Here is a 15715-nt window from a genome sequence, read left to right as displayed (position 1 = left end):
TGATATCCGGCAGGCCGCCGTTTTCCTGCAAAAAGTGGGCGGAAAACTGTGGGGGCAGCCTGCGTTACTGCACCGCACGGATAGCATCTATCGTGATGTTGTACTGTTCTGTCACACGGTCAAACCATTCCTTTGAGCCTTCCAGGGTACCCGCACGCAGCACCTCGGTCAGCTCATAGGTGGGCTGATAGAGATTGGTAAAGCCAAGGTTCTGGCATACCCCCTTGAGCGTGTGTGCCGCACGGAATGCTTCCTCTACATTTTCTTCCTTTAATGACCGCTCCAGCTTTGGATAACTGTCATCGTCCAAAAACATTCTGGCAAATTTACGGATCATCCCTTCACTGTACAACCGCTTGAGCACATCCTCATAGTCTGCACCCATTTTCTTATAGCATTCCTGGATCGTCATAGTCCCCTGCGCATCCTTTCTTATATATAGCATGATTGTAACATTATCGCGAATGCGTTTCAAGAGATTTTGCTTGTAAAGGCTACTAGTTTTCTATTGTTAGTGCTTGACAAAAAGCCGCCGAAGATACCTCCCAACATGGGAAGAATCCTCGGCGGGAAAGCGGCGCATTCGTGCTGGCCGTCGATCTGCCCAGCGGCATCAACACAAAAAAGCACTTTCCATTATATTTGCATTGCAAATAAGGGAAAGTGCTTTTGTCTTGCTCACTATGAGGTTACTATCGCAAAGGATACGGTCAACTCCCAATAGCGAAAAGACAATACGGCAGCCTTCACTTTTTCAGCACTACGCACTCATAGGGGCGCAGCGTGTCGGCGGTGTCGGGGTAGTTACCCAGCAGTTTCTCGGCATCGGTCCAGCCTACGGGCAGGGGCTTGGCAATTTCCCGCTCCCGCAGGTTGCAGAGAACCAGCAGCTCCGTCTCGCCGTCGTACCGGCGATAGGCTAACAAATCCGCGTTGTCGGGGTACAAGAACTCGATTTTTCCCGCACTGATGACCGGCATTTTCTTGCGCAGGGCCACCAGCGTTTTGTAAAAGCTGCGGATGGAATCCGGGGCGTCCATTTGGGCAGCGGCGTTGATGGCCTTGTAGTTGTCGGCAATGCCGATCCACAGCGTACCGGTGGTAAACCCGGCGTTCTCGCTCGCGTCCCACTGCATCGGGGTGCGGCTGTCGTCGCGGCTGCGCTGGGCGATAATGTTCAGCGTCTCGGCCTCGGTCTTGCCCTGCTCTCGCAGGATCCGGTAGTAGTTGCGGCTCTCGATGTCGCGGTACTGCTCGATTTTCGTGAAGTGCGGGTTCGTCATGCCCAGCTCCTCACCCTGATAATGGTGCCGGCAACAGCCGTGACATAGCGAAGTTGTTGAAGGGTCACAGCAGTTTCCTTTCGGCGTGTTTTTTTATCCTACTGCAGAGCCGCCAAAAACGCAACGTATTTTCTTCTTTGAAATACCAAACGAACATTGCCGGCATATCCAAGATACGTTTTACCCGCCCTGCAATTTCCCTTATAATAGCACCGCAGTCTTGAAACGGCTGCAACATTCCCATATCACAAAGGAGGCTTTCCGGTATGGGACAACGGCAAAGTGAGATCATCAAAAATCACATGGAAGTCTACTGGCACGACTATGCGTCGGCCAGCAAGGGCATTCCCATTACCGAGGCGGGGCTTGTGGAAAAAGCCTCCGTCATTGGACGCACCGGGCTGATGCTGCTGGAATGCGGCACCGGCGCATGGCGTGTCCGAAGCTCCATGAACACCCTTTCGCGGGAGCTGGGAGTCACAACAACAGCGGACATCGGCCTGTTGTCCATTGAGTTCACCTGCTTTGATGGTGACCAGTGTTATACCCAGTCGCTCTGTCTGACAAACACGGGCGTGAATACCTCCCGGCTGAACCGGCTGGAGCATTTCGTCAACGACTTCGACCGGGAAGGAAAATTTATGACCGGCGAAGAGCTGCACAGCCACCTCGATGAGATCGAGCGCATCCACGGCTTGTATTCGCCCATCGCACTGGGCTTTGCAGCTGCACTGGCCTGCGGCTGCTTCACCTTTCTGCTTGGCGGCGGCATTGTGGAAATGCTGTGTGCCTTCTGCGGTGCAGGCATCGGCAACTTTGTACGATGCAAGCTGACAAAACACCATTTCACCCTGTTTCTGGGTATTACGGCGTCGGTCTGTTCAGCAAGCCTCGTGTATGCCATCCTGCTGAAGCTGGCAGAGGTGCTGTTTGCCGTATCGGCGCAGCACGAGGCGGGGTATATCTGCTCCATGCTCTTCATCATTCCAGGCTTTCCGTTTATTACCAGCGGCATCGACCTTGCCAAGCTGGATATGCGCTCCGGGCTGGAACGTCTGGCCTACGCCGTCCTCATCATTCTGGTGGCAACCATGACGGCTTGGATCATGGCACTGCTGCTGCATTTGCAGCCGGTGCAGTTCCCTGCCCTGAGCCTGACACTCCCGGAAGAGATCGTGTTCCGGCTGCTGGCAAGTTTTGGCGGTGTGTTCGGCTTTTCGCTCATGTTCAACAGTCCCCGGAACCTGGCAGTCTGCGCCGCCCTTATCGGTGCGGTAACGAACACGTTCCGGCTGGAGCTGGTGAGCCTTGCGGGCTTTCCGCCCGCTATTGCAGCGTTTCTGGGCGCACTGCTGTCCGGATTGCTGGCCTCCTGCCTGAAGAGCGCCGTCGGTTATCCCCGCATCTCCGTCACCGTGCCGTCCATCGTTATCATGGTACCGGGACTGTATTTCTACCGTGCCATCTATAATCTGGGCATCCTGTCTCTGATGGACTCCGCCACATGGTTTGCAGATGCCATTCTCATCATCGTGGCACTGCCGTTAGGGCTGATCTTTGCCCGTATTGTCACTGACAAGACTTTCCGTTATTGCACCTGATGTGCAGCATTTCCATTCTCCCTTATAAAACAAAACGCAGCGAATCTTTTAACGGTTCGCTGCGTTTTGTTTTGCTGTAATGCACTTATAAAGGGAGTTCGTTTACAGGGCGTTTACTCGCCGTAAACGATCTTGGTAGCAGTTTCCACATGGCGTTCCAGCCGGTCGGCAAAGTGTTCCAGCGGCAGAAAAACGCCAAGTTCATCGTAGCGGGTTCCGCCGTCCTTGAGCGTATCCTGTCCATAGTAGACCACGGAACGGGGCAGTGCGTGCTGCAGCTTCATCTGGATATCCCAGACGGTGGAGTAGGCCTCCGCTTCCGTTACCTTTTGTTTCACGGTGTCCGGCAGTTCGTAGATCAGCAGCAGCCCCAAATGCTGGTTGTAGTGGTACTCCACCACATCCATCGAGCCTTCGTCGTAGCCGTGATACTTGCAGTAGCCGCTGGCAAGGTACATTTTTACCTTTTCCTGCTTCTGGAACACCCGGATGAACCGGTCGTATACTTTGCTGCTCACGGCAAATTCGTTGTTCGGCAAAAGAACGCCGGCATCATCCGTCAGGATCACCGGGTTCGGCTGACCATCGGCGTTGAATTTGAACGGGATCAGGGCAGCGTTCCGTAGCAGGTCAAACATACTGTGCTGGCAGATCGCCATCAGAAAGGCAGACAGATCCTTGTTCTCGTAGGCATTGAACAGCGCCGCGGCAAACTGCTGTGCACTCACGGCCGGCGCATCCAGTACGTCTGCCATGTCCAGCGAGTCGTTGAAGGTATCCATCAGGCGGTGGCAGGCTTCTGGATTTTTCAGGATCTCCCCGAACAGTGCCTCTGCCTTTTCTTCTCTTGGAAATATCGTTGCCATCAAAAGACCCTCTTTCTGTTTATTTCCAACTATCTATTATAGATTCATAATGCCCCGCTGTGAAATACTGCTTTCATATTGCTGCTATATGCAGAACACTTTTTACACATTTTCCAAGTGCCTGTATAAACAAAAATAAACCTTCCGGCCGCAGATAGTCAGACAGTTCGCTTTCAGGCACACCATACACGGGCAGAACCCCGTCGATAATTGGTGAATGGTTTGTCCATATAATATACCCACTTACATATTATGTCAATAGGTTTTTGCTTTGAGCATAAAAATGCTCTATGCCATCCTTCTGAAACATGTTTTTTCTCTGTTTTCTCTTGACGATGTCCCGCCAATGGAGTAGGATGGTGCTGCAAAAACGAATTGCAAAAGAGGAGTTCTAAATGCAAATCAGCCTTTTATTGATGCAGCAGATCGCGCAGCTATTTCTGATTCTGCTGATGGGATATGCCGTTGTGAAAACCGGCTTGTTGAAGGCATCGGACAGTAAGGTGCTGTCTGTGGTCTTTGTCTATCTGGTCATGCCCTGTGTCGTTCTGAACGCCTTTCAGATCAAGGATACACCGGAGATCCGCACCGGGCTGCTTTATTCCATGGGCATCGCCGTTGGAATGCACGTTGTATTTCTGCTTCTGAATGCGCTGTTCCGCAAAGTTCTCAAGCTGGACGCCGTGGAGCAGGTCAATGTCATTTACAGCAATGCCGCCGCGCTGGTCATTCCCATCGTGCAGGCCCTGCTGGGGGAGGAATATGTTGTCTACTCCTGCGCCTTTGTCATTGTACAGCTGGTGCTGCTCTGGACCCATGCCAGTGCCTGCCTGCAGGGCTCTGCCCGGCTGGAATGGCGCAAGCTCCTTACCAATGTCAACCTGATTGCCATTGCAGCCGGTGCTCTGCTGTACCTGCTGCACCTCTCGCTGCCCGCCCCGATCACCAGCACACTGAGCAGTGTCGGCAATATGATCGGCCCCATGGGAATGCTGCTGGCAGGCATGGCCATTGCGGAAGTGCCCCTGAAAAAGGTTTTCTGCACCCCGCGCAACTATCTGCCGGTATTTCTGCGTCTGCTGGGGGTTCCGCTGGTCATCGTCCTGCTGCTTTGGGCAGTTCACGCATCCCTTTGGATCCCGGACGGCAAGCCCATCCTGATGACGGTCTACCTTTCTGCCATTACCCCCGCCTGTGCAACAGTCACCTCCATGGCACAGCTCTATGACCGGGATGCTTCTCATTCCAGTGCGATCTATGTCCTGAGCACGCTGCTTTCCATCCTGACCATGCCGCTGATGATCGGGTTGTTTGAGCTGTTGCTCTGAAATACGAAAAAAGGCCGTCCGGCACCGTAGCAGGGCAGCCTTTACAACTACAAGGATGTGTCTCTATGAAACTACTCAAACAATTCATTCAGCAGGAAACGGTCCTCACCGCAGCCGCTGTGCTGGCCGTTGTCTCCGCCTTCTTTGTTCCGCCGGATGTGCAGTATCTCGGCTACATCGACCTGCGCACGCTGGCGATCCTGTTTTCCCTGATGACGGTCATGGCCGGGCTGCGGCGGCAGGGCTTTTTTGATGGCCTGGGACGGGCATTGCTGTCCCGCACCCACAGCACCTTTCAGCTGACACTGGTACTGGTCGGGCTGTGCTTTTTCGGAAGCATGTTCATCACCAACGATGTTTCCCTGCTGACCTTCGTTCCCTTTACGTTCGTGGTCCTGAGCCGTTTGGGAGCGGATGTCCGCCGTTCCCTTCTGGTCCCGGTGGTCTGTATGCAGACCATTGCGGCAAACCTTGGCAGTATGCTGACCCCCATCGGCAACCCGCAGAACCTCTATCTTTACGGAAAAAGCGGCATGAGCATCGGGGGATTTGTGCTTCTTATGCTGCCCTACACACTGGTCTCTCTGCTCCTGCTGCTGGCTTGGGCAGCAATGGTCTGCCGGAAAGCCTCTGCCGCCCTCTCCGTGGATGAGCTTGTTTCTTCCTCTGCGTCTCAGGGGGATCAGAAGATCATCCTGCTGTATCTGGTGTTGTTTGCCGTTTGCCTGCTGTCCGTGATCCGGGTGTTGCCCTATGGCATTGCCTTTGCCGCTGTACTCGTCTGCGTTCTTTTTGCAGACCCGCACACCTTACGGGCAGTGGACTATTCCCTGCTTTTGACCTTTGTGGCTTTTTTCATCTTCATTGGCAATCTGGGGCGCATTCCGGCCTTTTCCGGCTGGCTGCAGGAGTTTCTTACCGGCCGGGAAGTGCTGGTGGCGGTTCTTGCTTCGCAGGTCACCAGTAATGTTCCCGCTGCCCTGCTGCTGTCCGGGTTCACGGCAGAGACACAAGCCCTCATCATCGGCACCAATCTGGGAGGTCTTGGCACTTTGATCGCATCCATGGCCAGTCTTATCTCCTACCGGCAGATTGCACGGGAGCTGCCACAGGGGAAGAAGCAGTATTTTGGGCTGTTCACCCTGTCCAATCTGATTTTCCTTGCGATCCTGCTGGGTGTGTGGTTTTTGCTCCGCTGAGCGTGGCAGATGACTTATGGTTTTTCTATAAAGCTAAAAAAGGGAGTTCCGTCACGGACGAAGGTCCGGGCAGAACTCCCTTTGGTTTTATCGTATGCACCAGCGGATAAACCGCTTTGTTTCTTCTTTCTTCATTTTCTTCGCTTCCTGTTCGTAATCATAATAGCCAAAAGCGTTCCAGCTCCGACACAAGCAGTGCCGGATGATTGATGATCTCGCCATGGCCGAAACCGGGGAAACAGCGGACGATCAGGCTCGGATATGCCGTCCGCAGCCGCTGGATAGCCTTTTTCATGTGCCCTTCTTTTTCTCCGTACCAACAGGCGACCTTTGCATCGGGCTGTACCAAAAAGTCCGTTCGATAGAGATAAAGTCCTGCCTCCCAAGTGGCCCGGACGGATTCCAATCTGATATGATCCGGGATACGGCGGAGCATAGTCTGCATTCCCTGCTCCGTCTGCCCCATAAAGCGCAGCGCCCATGCAGGCATGTACTTTTCGTGTGCCGTTCGATATTGCTTTTGCGGCATGACCTTCAAAATCAGTCGATTCAGCACTCCGAAATCCAGATACTCCGGCCCGCTGAGGATCATCCGATCGATCTGAACGGTTGGGGAAGCCTTCAGAAAAACAGCCGGTCCACAGCCCAGCGACTCTGCAAAAAGCAGATCCAGCCGTCCGTTAAGCTCTTTCTCAATATAACCGGCCAACTTGTCCGCCTGATTCTGGGCGGTCGTGTAGGTTGTTTTGCCTGTTCCGTCAAAGCCATCGAAGCTGACGGCATACACGCAGAATTTCCTTTCCAGCAGCGGGATCAAATCCTCAAACTGCCGCCAGCACATAAGATTTCCGTGCAGCAGCATCATGGTCTTTCCCTCTATATTGCCGAATCGTTTGATTTCCATTTCAATATGCCACCCACTATTATCTGACCTTCATGCAGAAATCGCAACGGTCATTTCCACGCCCCAGCGTCATGCTTCTCTCCCAGATCAGCTTCGGATGCAACCCGGCGTAGCTGATGTCATCACTGTCGCAAAAGCAGCGGCACAGCTCCGGGCAGCCGTATTCTGCGCAGGTGTCGTGATAGGGGCACTTCATCATATCCACACGCCAGACACCGTTGCCGGTCTGCAGTTCTTTTGGGACAAAGCCCGCCGCCGGGCCAAAAACGCTCCGGGTGGATTTGACAAAAACGCCGGGAACAAGGCGGCAAAGCCCCGGTATGTGCAGCAGGGCGGCAAGCTGTTTGTGGCTCGTTCTCGCCAAGTGCTCCACATAGCCGTGAACGGTTTGCAGTGCCTCCTCTTTCGACATGACCCGCTGCAAGGTCTCGTAGGCCGCAATGCCCGGTAAGATTTGCCGCTTGAGGTGGTATTGCTTTTCCTTGCTTGCACCCGCGTTTTCAGCCAGCAGCGCATTCAGGCGCATATCAAAAGCGGTATTCAGTTCCTTTGCCCGCGCGGGAAAGCGCAGTGCCACAGTCTCCCGGAAATCACGGGAAAGATAGGTTTCCTTCGCCTTCATCGTCCGTCACCCCTTCTTTTTGTACCCGCAGTCGCAGTAGGGCCCGCCGGAGGCAAGGGTGTACTGACGCACAAAATTTGTCACACCGCCCGCTTCGCTCATGGTGTAGTCCAGACGGCACAAAGCAGGGGTCAGGTCATACAGCCCCAGTTCCTTCATCAGCACACAGATGCCGCACCTGGTAAAGCGTCCCTCGTAGCCGCTGCCATCCGGGTATTCGTAAAACTCCATGTTCCACGAATAGGGGTTGCGGTCGGCGGCTTTCAGGGCGGCAGTGGCTTTCATAGCGGCAATATCCTTTGGGGTGAACTTGCTTTTTCCGCTTTTGCGGCAGAACCACTGCATGGGCTTTGTCATCATGGATCTTGCGTAGTAATCCGTCAGCCTGTCCACCTCCGGGCGTTGCGGCATGGAGAGAATGAACGCGCCGACCATGGCGCAGTTGATAAGATTCATTTTGAAACGGTCGGCTTTTTCAAACTCCGGCAAACCAGCAATGATCTGCCGGTATTGCGGCTTTGCCTTTTTCGTGATGGCTCTTGCGGTGGCTGCATCATAGCCCAGCACAGCGGTCAGATGCTTTTGAAAGGAACCGGCAAACAGCATCCACATCCCAAAGGGCATCCCGGCATACTTCATTGCAGATACCTCCCGGCTTCCGCTTCCAGTGCCTGCCACACCGGGTAGGCTGCGCCATGTTCATCGAAAAATTTCTTAAGATCCCGGTTCAGTGCGCTCATTTCGTCGATGGCGTTCATGGCATGGTCGGAGGCGCAGAGTTTGCCCAGCGAGGTAGCGCACATCAGCTTGAAAAAGCGCAGGCAGGTCTTGCGGTATTTCTCCCCTTCAAAGTCTGCATCTTCCTTGGGCAGAATGGTGTGCCCGGCATCTCGGATGGCGCGGTATCCCTCGATGTTGGCATCCAGCACACGGTTCAGGTACGCGGTATCTCCCCTGAGCTTTTTCAGGTCGCCGTCTGTCTTATAGCAGGCGAAGGCCGCAGGCATCACAAACGCGGCATGGCAGAGCAGATAGTCCTCCATGTTCGGCTCGTAAACAACCTTATATTTTGTGCCGTGGAAGATGCGCCCGATCAACTGTTTATTGGACTTTGCACCCGTCAGCTGTCCGATGGTGATCTTTTTCAGGTCGATGGAGACCACCCGGTCAACCTCCCGATGCCCGGCAGAAAGTGCAAAGGCAAACAGGACGTTCTTTTCCGGCAGTACCGCCGCCAGTGCCCTCGCCTGCACATTGTTCCCCACAAAAACGATGTTCTTCGTCCGGTTCGCCCGCAGCGTGTCCAGAACGGAATCCAGCTGTGTATAGCGCAGGACCACAAAGATCACATCGTACATTGCATCCGGTGCAAGTTCAGTCACCACCGGAATGCAGCTGACCGAGGTGCAGGGTGAAAACTTATCCTTGATCCGCAGGCCGTTCTGCTTGATCTCCGCAGCCCAGTTTCCCCGCGCAAGCAGAGTGACATCCTTTCCGGCGCGCAGCAGATTTCTTGCCAGATTGCACCCCAGAACGCCTGCACCATATACCAGAATCTTCATTTCTTGCCTCCAAATCTGATCTTCACGATCTGCATTTTCATCCCGTTGTCTCCAACCTTTGCGAGGAATCGGAAAAAGCCGCTGACGGAAGGATCTTTCAAATCGTTGTAACCCAGCATATAGCCGCGGCTTGTGACCTGCAGACGGCTGTCCCACTCGCCAATCTCCTTGGGGGCATCCGAAACCGCGAAATATGCTCCCACATCCTTGATTTTTGCCGTTCTGAGCCATGTTTTGGCAATCATCTTTACCGCCGTGCGGTTGGCAGCATCAAAGACCAGCACTCCGCCGGGGAAAGCGTCCGCCATCCCCTGCACCAGCGCCTTGACCTGCTGGGTCAGGAAGTAATAGAACACCCCGGAGGCAAAAAACACCGCCCCGCCGGAGGCATCGATCTTGTCAAACCATGCGGGGTCTTTCAGGTCGCAGGGGATGTTTTGCTCCCGCTCCCCGGCGGGCAGCAGCTGCTGCCGCAAGGCAATCACATCCGGAAAGTCCAGATTGTAGATCTTGCATCTGCCGTTGTCGCAGGCTCTGCCGGTGTTATCCAGCCCGCAGCCCAGATTGACCACTGCCGCGCAGGGGTGCGTTTTCAGGTATGCCTGCACCTCAAAGGCAAGGTCATTCTGCCGCATGGCGACCTCCAGCGCACCGAACCGCTGCATCAGGCTGCGGGAGTTTTTCTCTGCCTCTGAAAAGTCGTAGTCGATCTGGTCGATCAGATGCACCGCTGTTTCGTCCCGATAAAGGTTTGGGTACAGTTCGGTGCACAGCTTCCGGGAATACAGCGGGAGGATCAGCGTCTCCTGCACGGTGTTTTTCTCGATTTTGTATTTCATATCGGGTCCTCTCACTTTCTGATAAACGGCAGCTTCGGCATACCGTCCTGCTCAGCGATAAATGCCAGCATTTCAGCAAAGCCCTTCGGATCACGAATCTGATATTGCATGTGATCGTATCCTTCAAATATGGGGTAATTGCCGCAGGGATAGGCTTCTATCACCGCTTGACGGTATTTGAAATGATCTTCTATGCTGCCAAACTCGAAATAGAGATGCTTTTGCAGTTCTTCGGAAAGTGCTGGAAAGGGTTTATCCTCCAGGCTGTCCAGAATCTGTCGCCGCAAATTTGTGTAGGTCAGATTTTTCCCTGCGGCTATAAAATACGGCTTTATGGAATCATCGTCACACCACAGGATCTTTTTCAATGTGCCGCTCTTTGACCAGTACAGGCTCTTGATGGCCAGATACAGAAACGGTGTCATCATGCGGCGCGTACCTTTTCCGATTTGTGCAAACTGCCCGCCGTCAAAGAAAACATGTCCGATGGGCAGCTTCGTGCCTGTCAAAAACGCCATGGCAAGGTCAGCACCGATCGAAGAAGCCACAACCAGTTCAAGGCGTTCCACCCCCTGCGATTTCAGGTATTCTTCCACCTGACGAACCTCGTCCGCCTTGCTGACATATTTCTGCCCTTTGCAGTACACGGTGGAGGTAGGTAAAATGCAGAAATACCGATCCTGTAAATAGTTTGCAACCGGTTCGCTGCTCTCCCCCGTCACGCCCATTGCGTGAAAAAACAAAACAGCGGGAGCATTCCGATTTCCCAATGTCTTAAACTTCATTGTCTCTCCTTTCCTCAGTGAATAAAAGCCGTCATAAGGACCGCCAGCGCCGCCGCTATGACTGCCATACCTACCGTACCGAAAAGCCATTTTTTCTGTTTGTCTTTTGCAGTAATGTAGGGCTTCAGGTCCTCTGTTCCTGAAATCGTCCATGCGTTCGTGTGCCCCACCCAATAGCCGTCAACCAACAGGCGGTCCATGAGATTCATAACGGACAAGATAACGAGTAACTGCCAGAAACTCTGAACAAAGCCCTTTGCACCGTTTATCCCATAGACACAGACCAGCACATAGCCGATATAGCCGGGAATGCAGACTGCTTTGAACAGCAGGCTGTTGCGTCGGATGCGTTCCGGGCTTGTAAGCCCCAGTTTTACGCACCTCTGCTGCACCGCCGGGCTGTAAAGATGCACCATCCCAACAGCCCCTTTGCAGATGCCCGCAGCGCAGATCAGAACCAGCAGAACTCCCAACCCAAGACCTTCCAGAATCACCTGTAAGAGCATTCCCTGTTCCTCCTGTATCCGTTTTCGTCCCGGTATTCTGGATGCTCCTTTAAGTACGGATCCTTGTCGCCGCAGATGGTATAGTCGCATCGGCAGCCGTCCACGCAGGTGGTCGTCCGCACCAGCCTTGCGTGGAGCAGCTCCATGGATGCAAAATCCACATTGCACAGGGCGGGCATGATGTCTGCAAGGCCGTTTCTGATAGCAAATTCCGCTGCGGGACAGGCGGTAAATTCATAATAGATCGGCTTGTTCTTTTCGTAAGGAGCCACCGTCATTTCATAATCGTGCCACTTGTCACAGCCCGCTTTTGCCCGAAGGAACGCTATGTGCATCAGTTTCTTCCAGAACGGCATGTTACAGTTCACGAATTTCAGTTTGCGGAAGGACGGCAGAATCAGATTTCCTTCTATCTCTTCCATTTCGCGGAATGTGACCACATCCCGGCACACATCGTAAAAGCACATGATGGCGATGCAGTCGTAGGTGCCGCCTACGCCGTTGTGAAAATTCTTTTTACCGCCGAGGTCGGTGCGCCACTTGGAAAGAAGCTCTGCGTATCTCAGCTGCACCTGCTCCCAGACCACCTCGCGCTCCACCTCCGGATAGTGCAGAGTGATTTTCGCCAGAATTTCCTTTTTGCAGGGTTTGGAATATAGCACATGGCAGTTACGGTCAATTTGTAATTCGCTGTCCTTCATCTTCCCACGCCTTTCAGAAAACCGCTCTTTGCATTTTCTTCGGTGTCGTCCGATTCGTCGTAGGCATCATAGGGCGCCGATGGGTCGTGTACTCGTTTTTTGAATGGTGAACAGCACTTGTCCTTGTGGGCAAACGCAAAGGCAAAATTGTCCGTCCATCCCGTGTGACCGGTGATGAAATATGGATGCAGCCCACGTGCGCGCAGTTTCCGCTCCAGCTCCGCCAGTGACTGCACAGCCAGCTTATTGTCCTCCGCCAGCGAGGAAATGAAGCTGTAGCCGCCGTCCGCGCCAAACCACAGCGTGTCGCCAGTAAAAAGGTACTTATCGTCAATGAGGTAGACCACATGTCCCCATGTATGACCGGGAACCAGAAAACACTCGATCCTGACGCCGTCAATATCAAAGGCCTCTCCATCGTGAAGCAGCTGCTTTTCGTTGTAGATGGTCACTTGCGGCAGCTTATAGAGATGATAAATAACCTTGCGGCGTGCTTCTCCGATCAGATACCGGTTCTCGATCTCGCCGATGTACAGATTCGCATTCCGGAACAGCCCCGGACTGTCTGCTTCCACCGCACCCACATGGTCGGTGTCCTGATGGGTGATAAGAATATGGTGTATCGACTTCGGATCAATCCCAAGCCAGCCCATTTTTTCGGCAAGGCGGTCGTAGTTATATCCCGCATCGACCATAATGGTCGTATCGCCTTTGCGGTAGAAGAAGATGTTCGCCACCCATTCGCGCACGCAGGCAACATTCTTGTCGATCCAGCCGGTGTTCAAAGGCTTGAAGATTTCCTTGCCCCGGTACATCCAGCTCATTGCTTTTCTTTGAAATTCCGTTGCTTTTTTCGACATAATCACACCTCATTTCTGTGCTGTGATGCAAAGCCAGCCCTTTTTATTTTTGTGGCTCTGAATCTGACAAAATCCTGCTTTTTCCAGATACCCTTTCAGTGCAGTATCCGTATAGATGGTCATACCATCGATGATCCGCGTCCATTTGTCGTCTTTTGTCGTTTCGCCGTTTGCTTCGTTACAGATGAAAAAGATTCCGCCTGGCTTCAGCACCCGATAGACCTCTCGGAAATTCTGCGCAAGCTCCGGCCAGAAATAGACCGTCTCAAAGGCGGTCACCACATCAAACTGCTCCGCTTCAAACGGCAGCTCTGCCACACTTGCCTGTTGCACGGTACACCGTCCTGCCGCAATGGCTCTGGCATTGACTTTTCGCGCTTTTTCTACACTGACTGCCGAATAGTCGATGCCCTGCACCTTGCCGTTGGGGCACAGTTTCAACAGCGTTTTAATGTTCGCTCCACCGCCGCAGCCGCAGTCCAGCACCATGGCATCCGGGGCAGGCTGTAAAAAGCGCAGCCCCCATTCTGCCATTGCGCTGTGTCCAAAGTTCATCATAGCAACCATGATCTTCCCGCCAAGGCCTACGGGCTTTCGGGTGTTTTCAAAAAAGGACATAACGCCACTCTCTTTCTATTTTCCGCTCACAATGCAATGCTTTTTACAAGATGTGCCCACTGCTCCGGGTGACAGGCCAGCAATTCCTCGTGCTGCAAGTTCTGCTCATGGAGAACAGGATGTGCAAAATGCTGCTGATACCGGGCACGATATTTTGCGCCCATTTTCAGGGCGTAAAAAATATGGATCTCGGTACCGGGCACATGGATCTTATCCGGCAGCGGAGTGATAAGATCGGAGTAGAACTGATTTTTACAGCTCTGCATGGTCACATAAGGGCGGGCCTCACCGAACATTTTCAGAAAGGCTTTGACATAATCCCCCGACTCTCTGGCACGCTTATCCAGACGCTTTTGGAGAAATTTTGCCTTGAACTTTCCGTCCCGCACCACAGGGTAGATCAATGGCAGCAGAAAATCAGTCTGCAAGCTTGCCGCCAGCGGCGATGCCTGATCCAGATCGGAGCTGCCCAGAATGCCGTAGTCCATGTGGATGTTCTGCCGCGCCGCCAGCAGCCCCACGAAGGAACCGCCCAGAGAGCAGCCGTAGGCCGCCCGGATGTGACCGCCGCAGTGGGTCTTGAGGTAGGCCTCGATCTTTTCGGTCTCCTCCAGCATGGTGGGAAATTCGGTCTGTTCAGTCTCATCAAAGCCATCGTAACTGACGCACAGCACCCGAAAGCTGTCAGCCAGAAGTGGGATCACGGCACCGAAATTGCTTTTCCAATGGCAACAGGTGCCCGGCAGCAGCAACAGCACCGGGGCATCCTCTGCACCAAAATAGTAGATCTTCATCCTGATACGCTCCTTCTCTATTTATTTTCCACCTGTAAATAGAAGAGATATATTTCTTCGTATAGGGCAGAGTTTTAAGTTAGGTAAAGCTAACTTTCTGTTCTATAAGAAGCCGCTTCTCAGCGGTCCTTCTGCCAAAATAATACGCCCTGCCGTCTCCTCTGTCAAGAAGTTTAAGCATTTTCGGAGATTCCGAAAAAGATTTCGCTTTCGAGGACTCCAGCCGTCACCCCAGTGCTACGTCCAGCACCATCATCACGCTGAAGCCCACCGCGAAAAATACCGTGCCAACGTTAGAGTGCTGCCCCTGGGACATTTCCGGGATCAGTTCCTCCACCACCACATACAGCATGGCTCCGGCGGCAAAGCTGAGCAGATAGGGCAACGCGGGCACCACGATGCCTGCCGCCAGAATCGTCAGCACTGCCCCGATGGGCTCTACGATGCCGGACAGTACGCCGCCCCAGAACGCCCGGCCTTTTTTCATTCCTTCCGCCCGCAGGGGCATGGAAATGATGGCACCTTCCGGGAAGTTCTGGATGGCAATGCCAAGGGAAAGTGCCAGCGCCCCGGCGGCAGTGATCTGAGTAGTCCCAGCAAGATACCCGGCGTAGACCACGCCCACTGCCATGCCCTCCGGGATGTTGTGCAGCGTCACCGCCAGAACCATCATGGTGGTGCGCTGGAGCTGGCTTTTTGGCCCTTCAGCCTGCAAGCTGTTCTGGTGCAGATGCGGGATGAAATGGTCCAGCAGCAGCAAAAACAGGATGCCCAGCCAGAAACCCACCGCCGCCGGGAAAAATGACAGCCTGCCCAGATCCGCGGCCTGCTCCATAGCCGGGATCAGCAAGCTCCATACCGATGCCGCCACCATCACTCCGGCGGCAAAGCCGGTGAGGGCGCGCTGGATGCCGTCACGCAGAGAGTTTTTCAAAAAGAACACACAGCCCGCCCCAAGGCTTGTGCCCAGAAAGGGGATCAAAATCCCCCAGAATGCGTCTTGTATCATGTAGTACCTCCTTGTGGTTAAATGCAACTAACCGCACAAGCAGTATACTGCGCTCCGGCAAAAAGGTCAAGGGCTTTGCGGTATAGAGGGTGCTGTCGGCACCTTTTGCCAAAAAATTAGCCTCCATAAACATCCCTGTTTTTTCTTGACAACGCTCTGTTGGAGTGCTATTTTTATTTCGCAAATTTGTTTTGCCTAACCATCTGAGGCGCTTTGCCTCTGCATTTTTTTGCATCAA

18 protein-coding genes and 1 pseudogene are annotated in these 15715 nt (G+C 53.5%); 3 read left to right on the top strand and 16 right to left on the bottom strand.

The features are described from left to right. Positions 1-64: 64 nt before the first annotated feature. Positions 65-412, bottom strand: coding sequence for an Hpt domain-containing protein (locus MTP42_RS05885; protein ID WP_154277505.1), 348 nt, complete (start codon positions 410-412; stop codon positions 65-67). Between the two features lie 334 nt (positions 413-746). Then, a pseudogene (locus MTP42_RS05880) lies at positions 747-1292 on the bottom strand (alpha-amylase family glycosyl hydrolase); the annotation flags it as partial. A gap of 257 nt (positions 1293-1549) precedes the next feature. On the opposite strand from MTP42_RS05880, the gene MTP42_RS05875 reads away from it, so the two are divergent. Next, entirely contained in the window at positions 1550-2884 is a 1335-nt protein-coding gene (locus tag MTP42_RS05875) for a threonine/serine ThrE exporter family protein (protein WP_156061433.1), read from the top strand. A 113-nt stretch (positions 2885-2997) separates the two neighbouring features. Here the strand turns inward: MTP42_RS05875 and MTP42_RS05870 are convergent, their stop codons facing one another. Beyond that, positions 2998-3750, bottom strand: a complete 753-nt coding sequence (locus MTP42_RS05870) for a DUF4866 domain-containing protein (RefSeq protein ID WP_154259461.1) — start codon at positions 3748-3750, stop codon at positions 2998-3000. Positions 3751-4166: 416 nt separating this feature from the next. Between MTP42_RS05870 and MTP42_RS05865 the strand changes: the two genes are divergently transcribed. Both MTP42_RS05865 and MTP42_RS05860 read left to right on the top strand, forming a co-directional pair. Continuing rightward, positions 4167-5078: an AEC family transporter gene (locus tag MTP42_RS05865; RefSeq protein ID WP_442899456.1), complete on the top strand. Its 912-nt coding sequence runs from the start codon at positions 4167-4169 to the stop codon at positions 5076-5078. Positions 5079-5143: 65 nt separating this feature from the next. Then, complete coding sequence (locus tag MTP42_RS05860; RefSeq protein WP_249258172.1) at positions 5144-6277, top strand: SLC13 family permease; 1134 nt, start codon at positions 5144-5146, stop codon at positions 6275-6277. Positions 6278-6434: 157 nt separating this feature from the next. Here MTP42_RS05860 and MTP42_RS05855 read toward each other — a convergent pair whose 3' ends face one another. The 13 genes from MTP42_RS05855 to MTP42_RS05795 all read right to left on the bottom strand — a co-directional run bounded on the left by MTP42_RS05855 (position 6435) and on the right by MTP42_RS05795 (position 15712). Next, a complete protein-coding gene (locus tag MTP42_RS05855; protein ID WP_005934007.1) occupies positions 6435-7181 on the bottom strand; it encodes an alpha/beta fold hydrolase in 747 nt (248 codons plus the stop codon). A 19-nt stretch (positions 7182-7200) separates the two neighbouring features. Continuing rightward, complete coding sequence (locus tag MTP42_RS05850) at positions 7201-7803, bottom strand: L-2-amino-thiazoline-4-carboxylic acid hydrolase (RefSeq protein ID WP_249258171.1); 603 nt, start codon at positions 7801-7803, stop codon at positions 7201-7203. Between the two features lie 6 nt (positions 7804-7809). Next, positions 7810-8442: an L-2-amino-thiazoline-4-carboxylic acid hydrolase gene (locus MTP42_RS05845; RefSeq protein ID WP_097772297.1), complete on the bottom strand. Its 633-nt coding sequence runs from the start codon at positions 8440-8442 to the stop codon at positions 7810-7812. Beyond that, positions 8439-9365, bottom strand: a complete 927-nt coding sequence (locus MTP42_RS05840; protein ID WP_249258170.1) for a ketopantoate reductase family protein — start codon at positions 9363-9365, stop codon at positions 8439-8441. The genes MTP42_RS05845 and MTP42_RS05840 overlap by 4 nt, the downstream gene beginning before the upstream one ends. After that, positions 9362-10204, bottom strand: a complete 843-nt coding sequence (locus tag MTP42_RS05835; RefSeq protein WP_097772299.1) for a class I SAM-dependent methyltransferase — start codon at positions 10202-10204, stop codon at positions 9362-9364. The genes MTP42_RS05840 and MTP42_RS05835 overlap by 4 nt, the downstream gene beginning before the upstream one ends. A gap of 11 nt (positions 10205-10215) precedes the next feature. Next, on the bottom strand, positions 10216-10989 hold the full coding sequence (locus MTP42_RS05830) for an alpha/beta fold hydrolase (RefSeq protein WP_005934018.1): 774 nt from the start codon (positions 10987-10989) through the stop codon (positions 10216-10218). Positions 10990-11003: 14 nt separating this feature from the next. Further along, complete coding sequence (locus tag MTP42_RS05825) at positions 11004-11495, bottom strand: hypothetical protein (protein WP_005934022.1); 492 nt, start codon at positions 11493-11495, stop codon at positions 11004-11006. Beyond that, on the bottom strand, positions 11480-12196 hold the full coding sequence (locus MTP42_RS05820) for an L-2-amino-thiazoline-4-carboxylic acid hydrolase (protein WP_005934026.1): 717 nt from the start codon (positions 12194-12196) through the stop codon (positions 11480-11482). Before MTP42_RS05820 ends, MTP42_RS05825 begins: the two co-directional genes overlap by 16 nt. Then, entirely contained in the window at positions 12193-13056 is an 864-nt protein-coding gene (locus MTP42_RS05815) for an MBL fold metallo-hydrolase (RefSeq protein ID WP_005934029.1), read from the bottom strand. Before MTP42_RS05815 ends, MTP42_RS05820 begins: the two co-directional genes overlap by 4 nt. 9 nt (positions 13057-13065) lie before the next feature. Then, positions 13066-13674: a class I SAM-dependent methyltransferase gene (locus MTP42_RS05810; protein WP_005934031.1), complete on the bottom strand. Its 609-nt coding sequence runs from the start codon at positions 13672-13674 to the stop codon at positions 13066-13068. A 26-nt stretch (positions 13675-13700) separates the two neighbouring features. Next, positions 13701-14468, bottom strand: a complete 768-nt coding sequence (locus MTP42_RS05805) for an alpha/beta fold hydrolase (protein WP_249258169.1) — start codon at positions 14466-14468, stop codon at positions 13701-13703. 226 nt (positions 14469-14694) lie between these two features. Continuing rightward, the gene (locus MTP42_RS05800; RefSeq protein ID WP_005934033.1) at positions 14695-15477 is read right to left on the bottom strand and encodes a ZIP family metal transporter; all 783 of its coding nucleotides are present in this window, start codon (positions 15475-15477) and stop codon (positions 14695-14697) included. Further along, positions 15383-15712 (bottom strand): hypothetical protein, encoded by a 330-nt coding sequence (locus MTP42_RS05795; protein WP_249258168.1) that lies wholly within the window; start codon positions 15710-15712, stop codon positions 15383-15385. The genes MTP42_RS05800 and MTP42_RS05795 overlap by 95 nt, the downstream gene beginning before the upstream one ends. Positions 15713-15715: the final 3 nt, after the last annotated feature.

The sequence above is a fragment of the Faecalibacterium sp. I2-3-92 genome (assembly GCF_023347315.1).
In the GTDB taxonomy this organism is placed as follows: domain Bacteria; phylum Bacillota; class Clostridia; order Oscillospirales; family Ruminococcaceae; genus Faecalibacterium; species Faecalibacterium duncaniae.
Note: the sequence above shows the minus strand (reverse complement) of the source record. Positions and strands in the feature narration are given on the sequence as shown.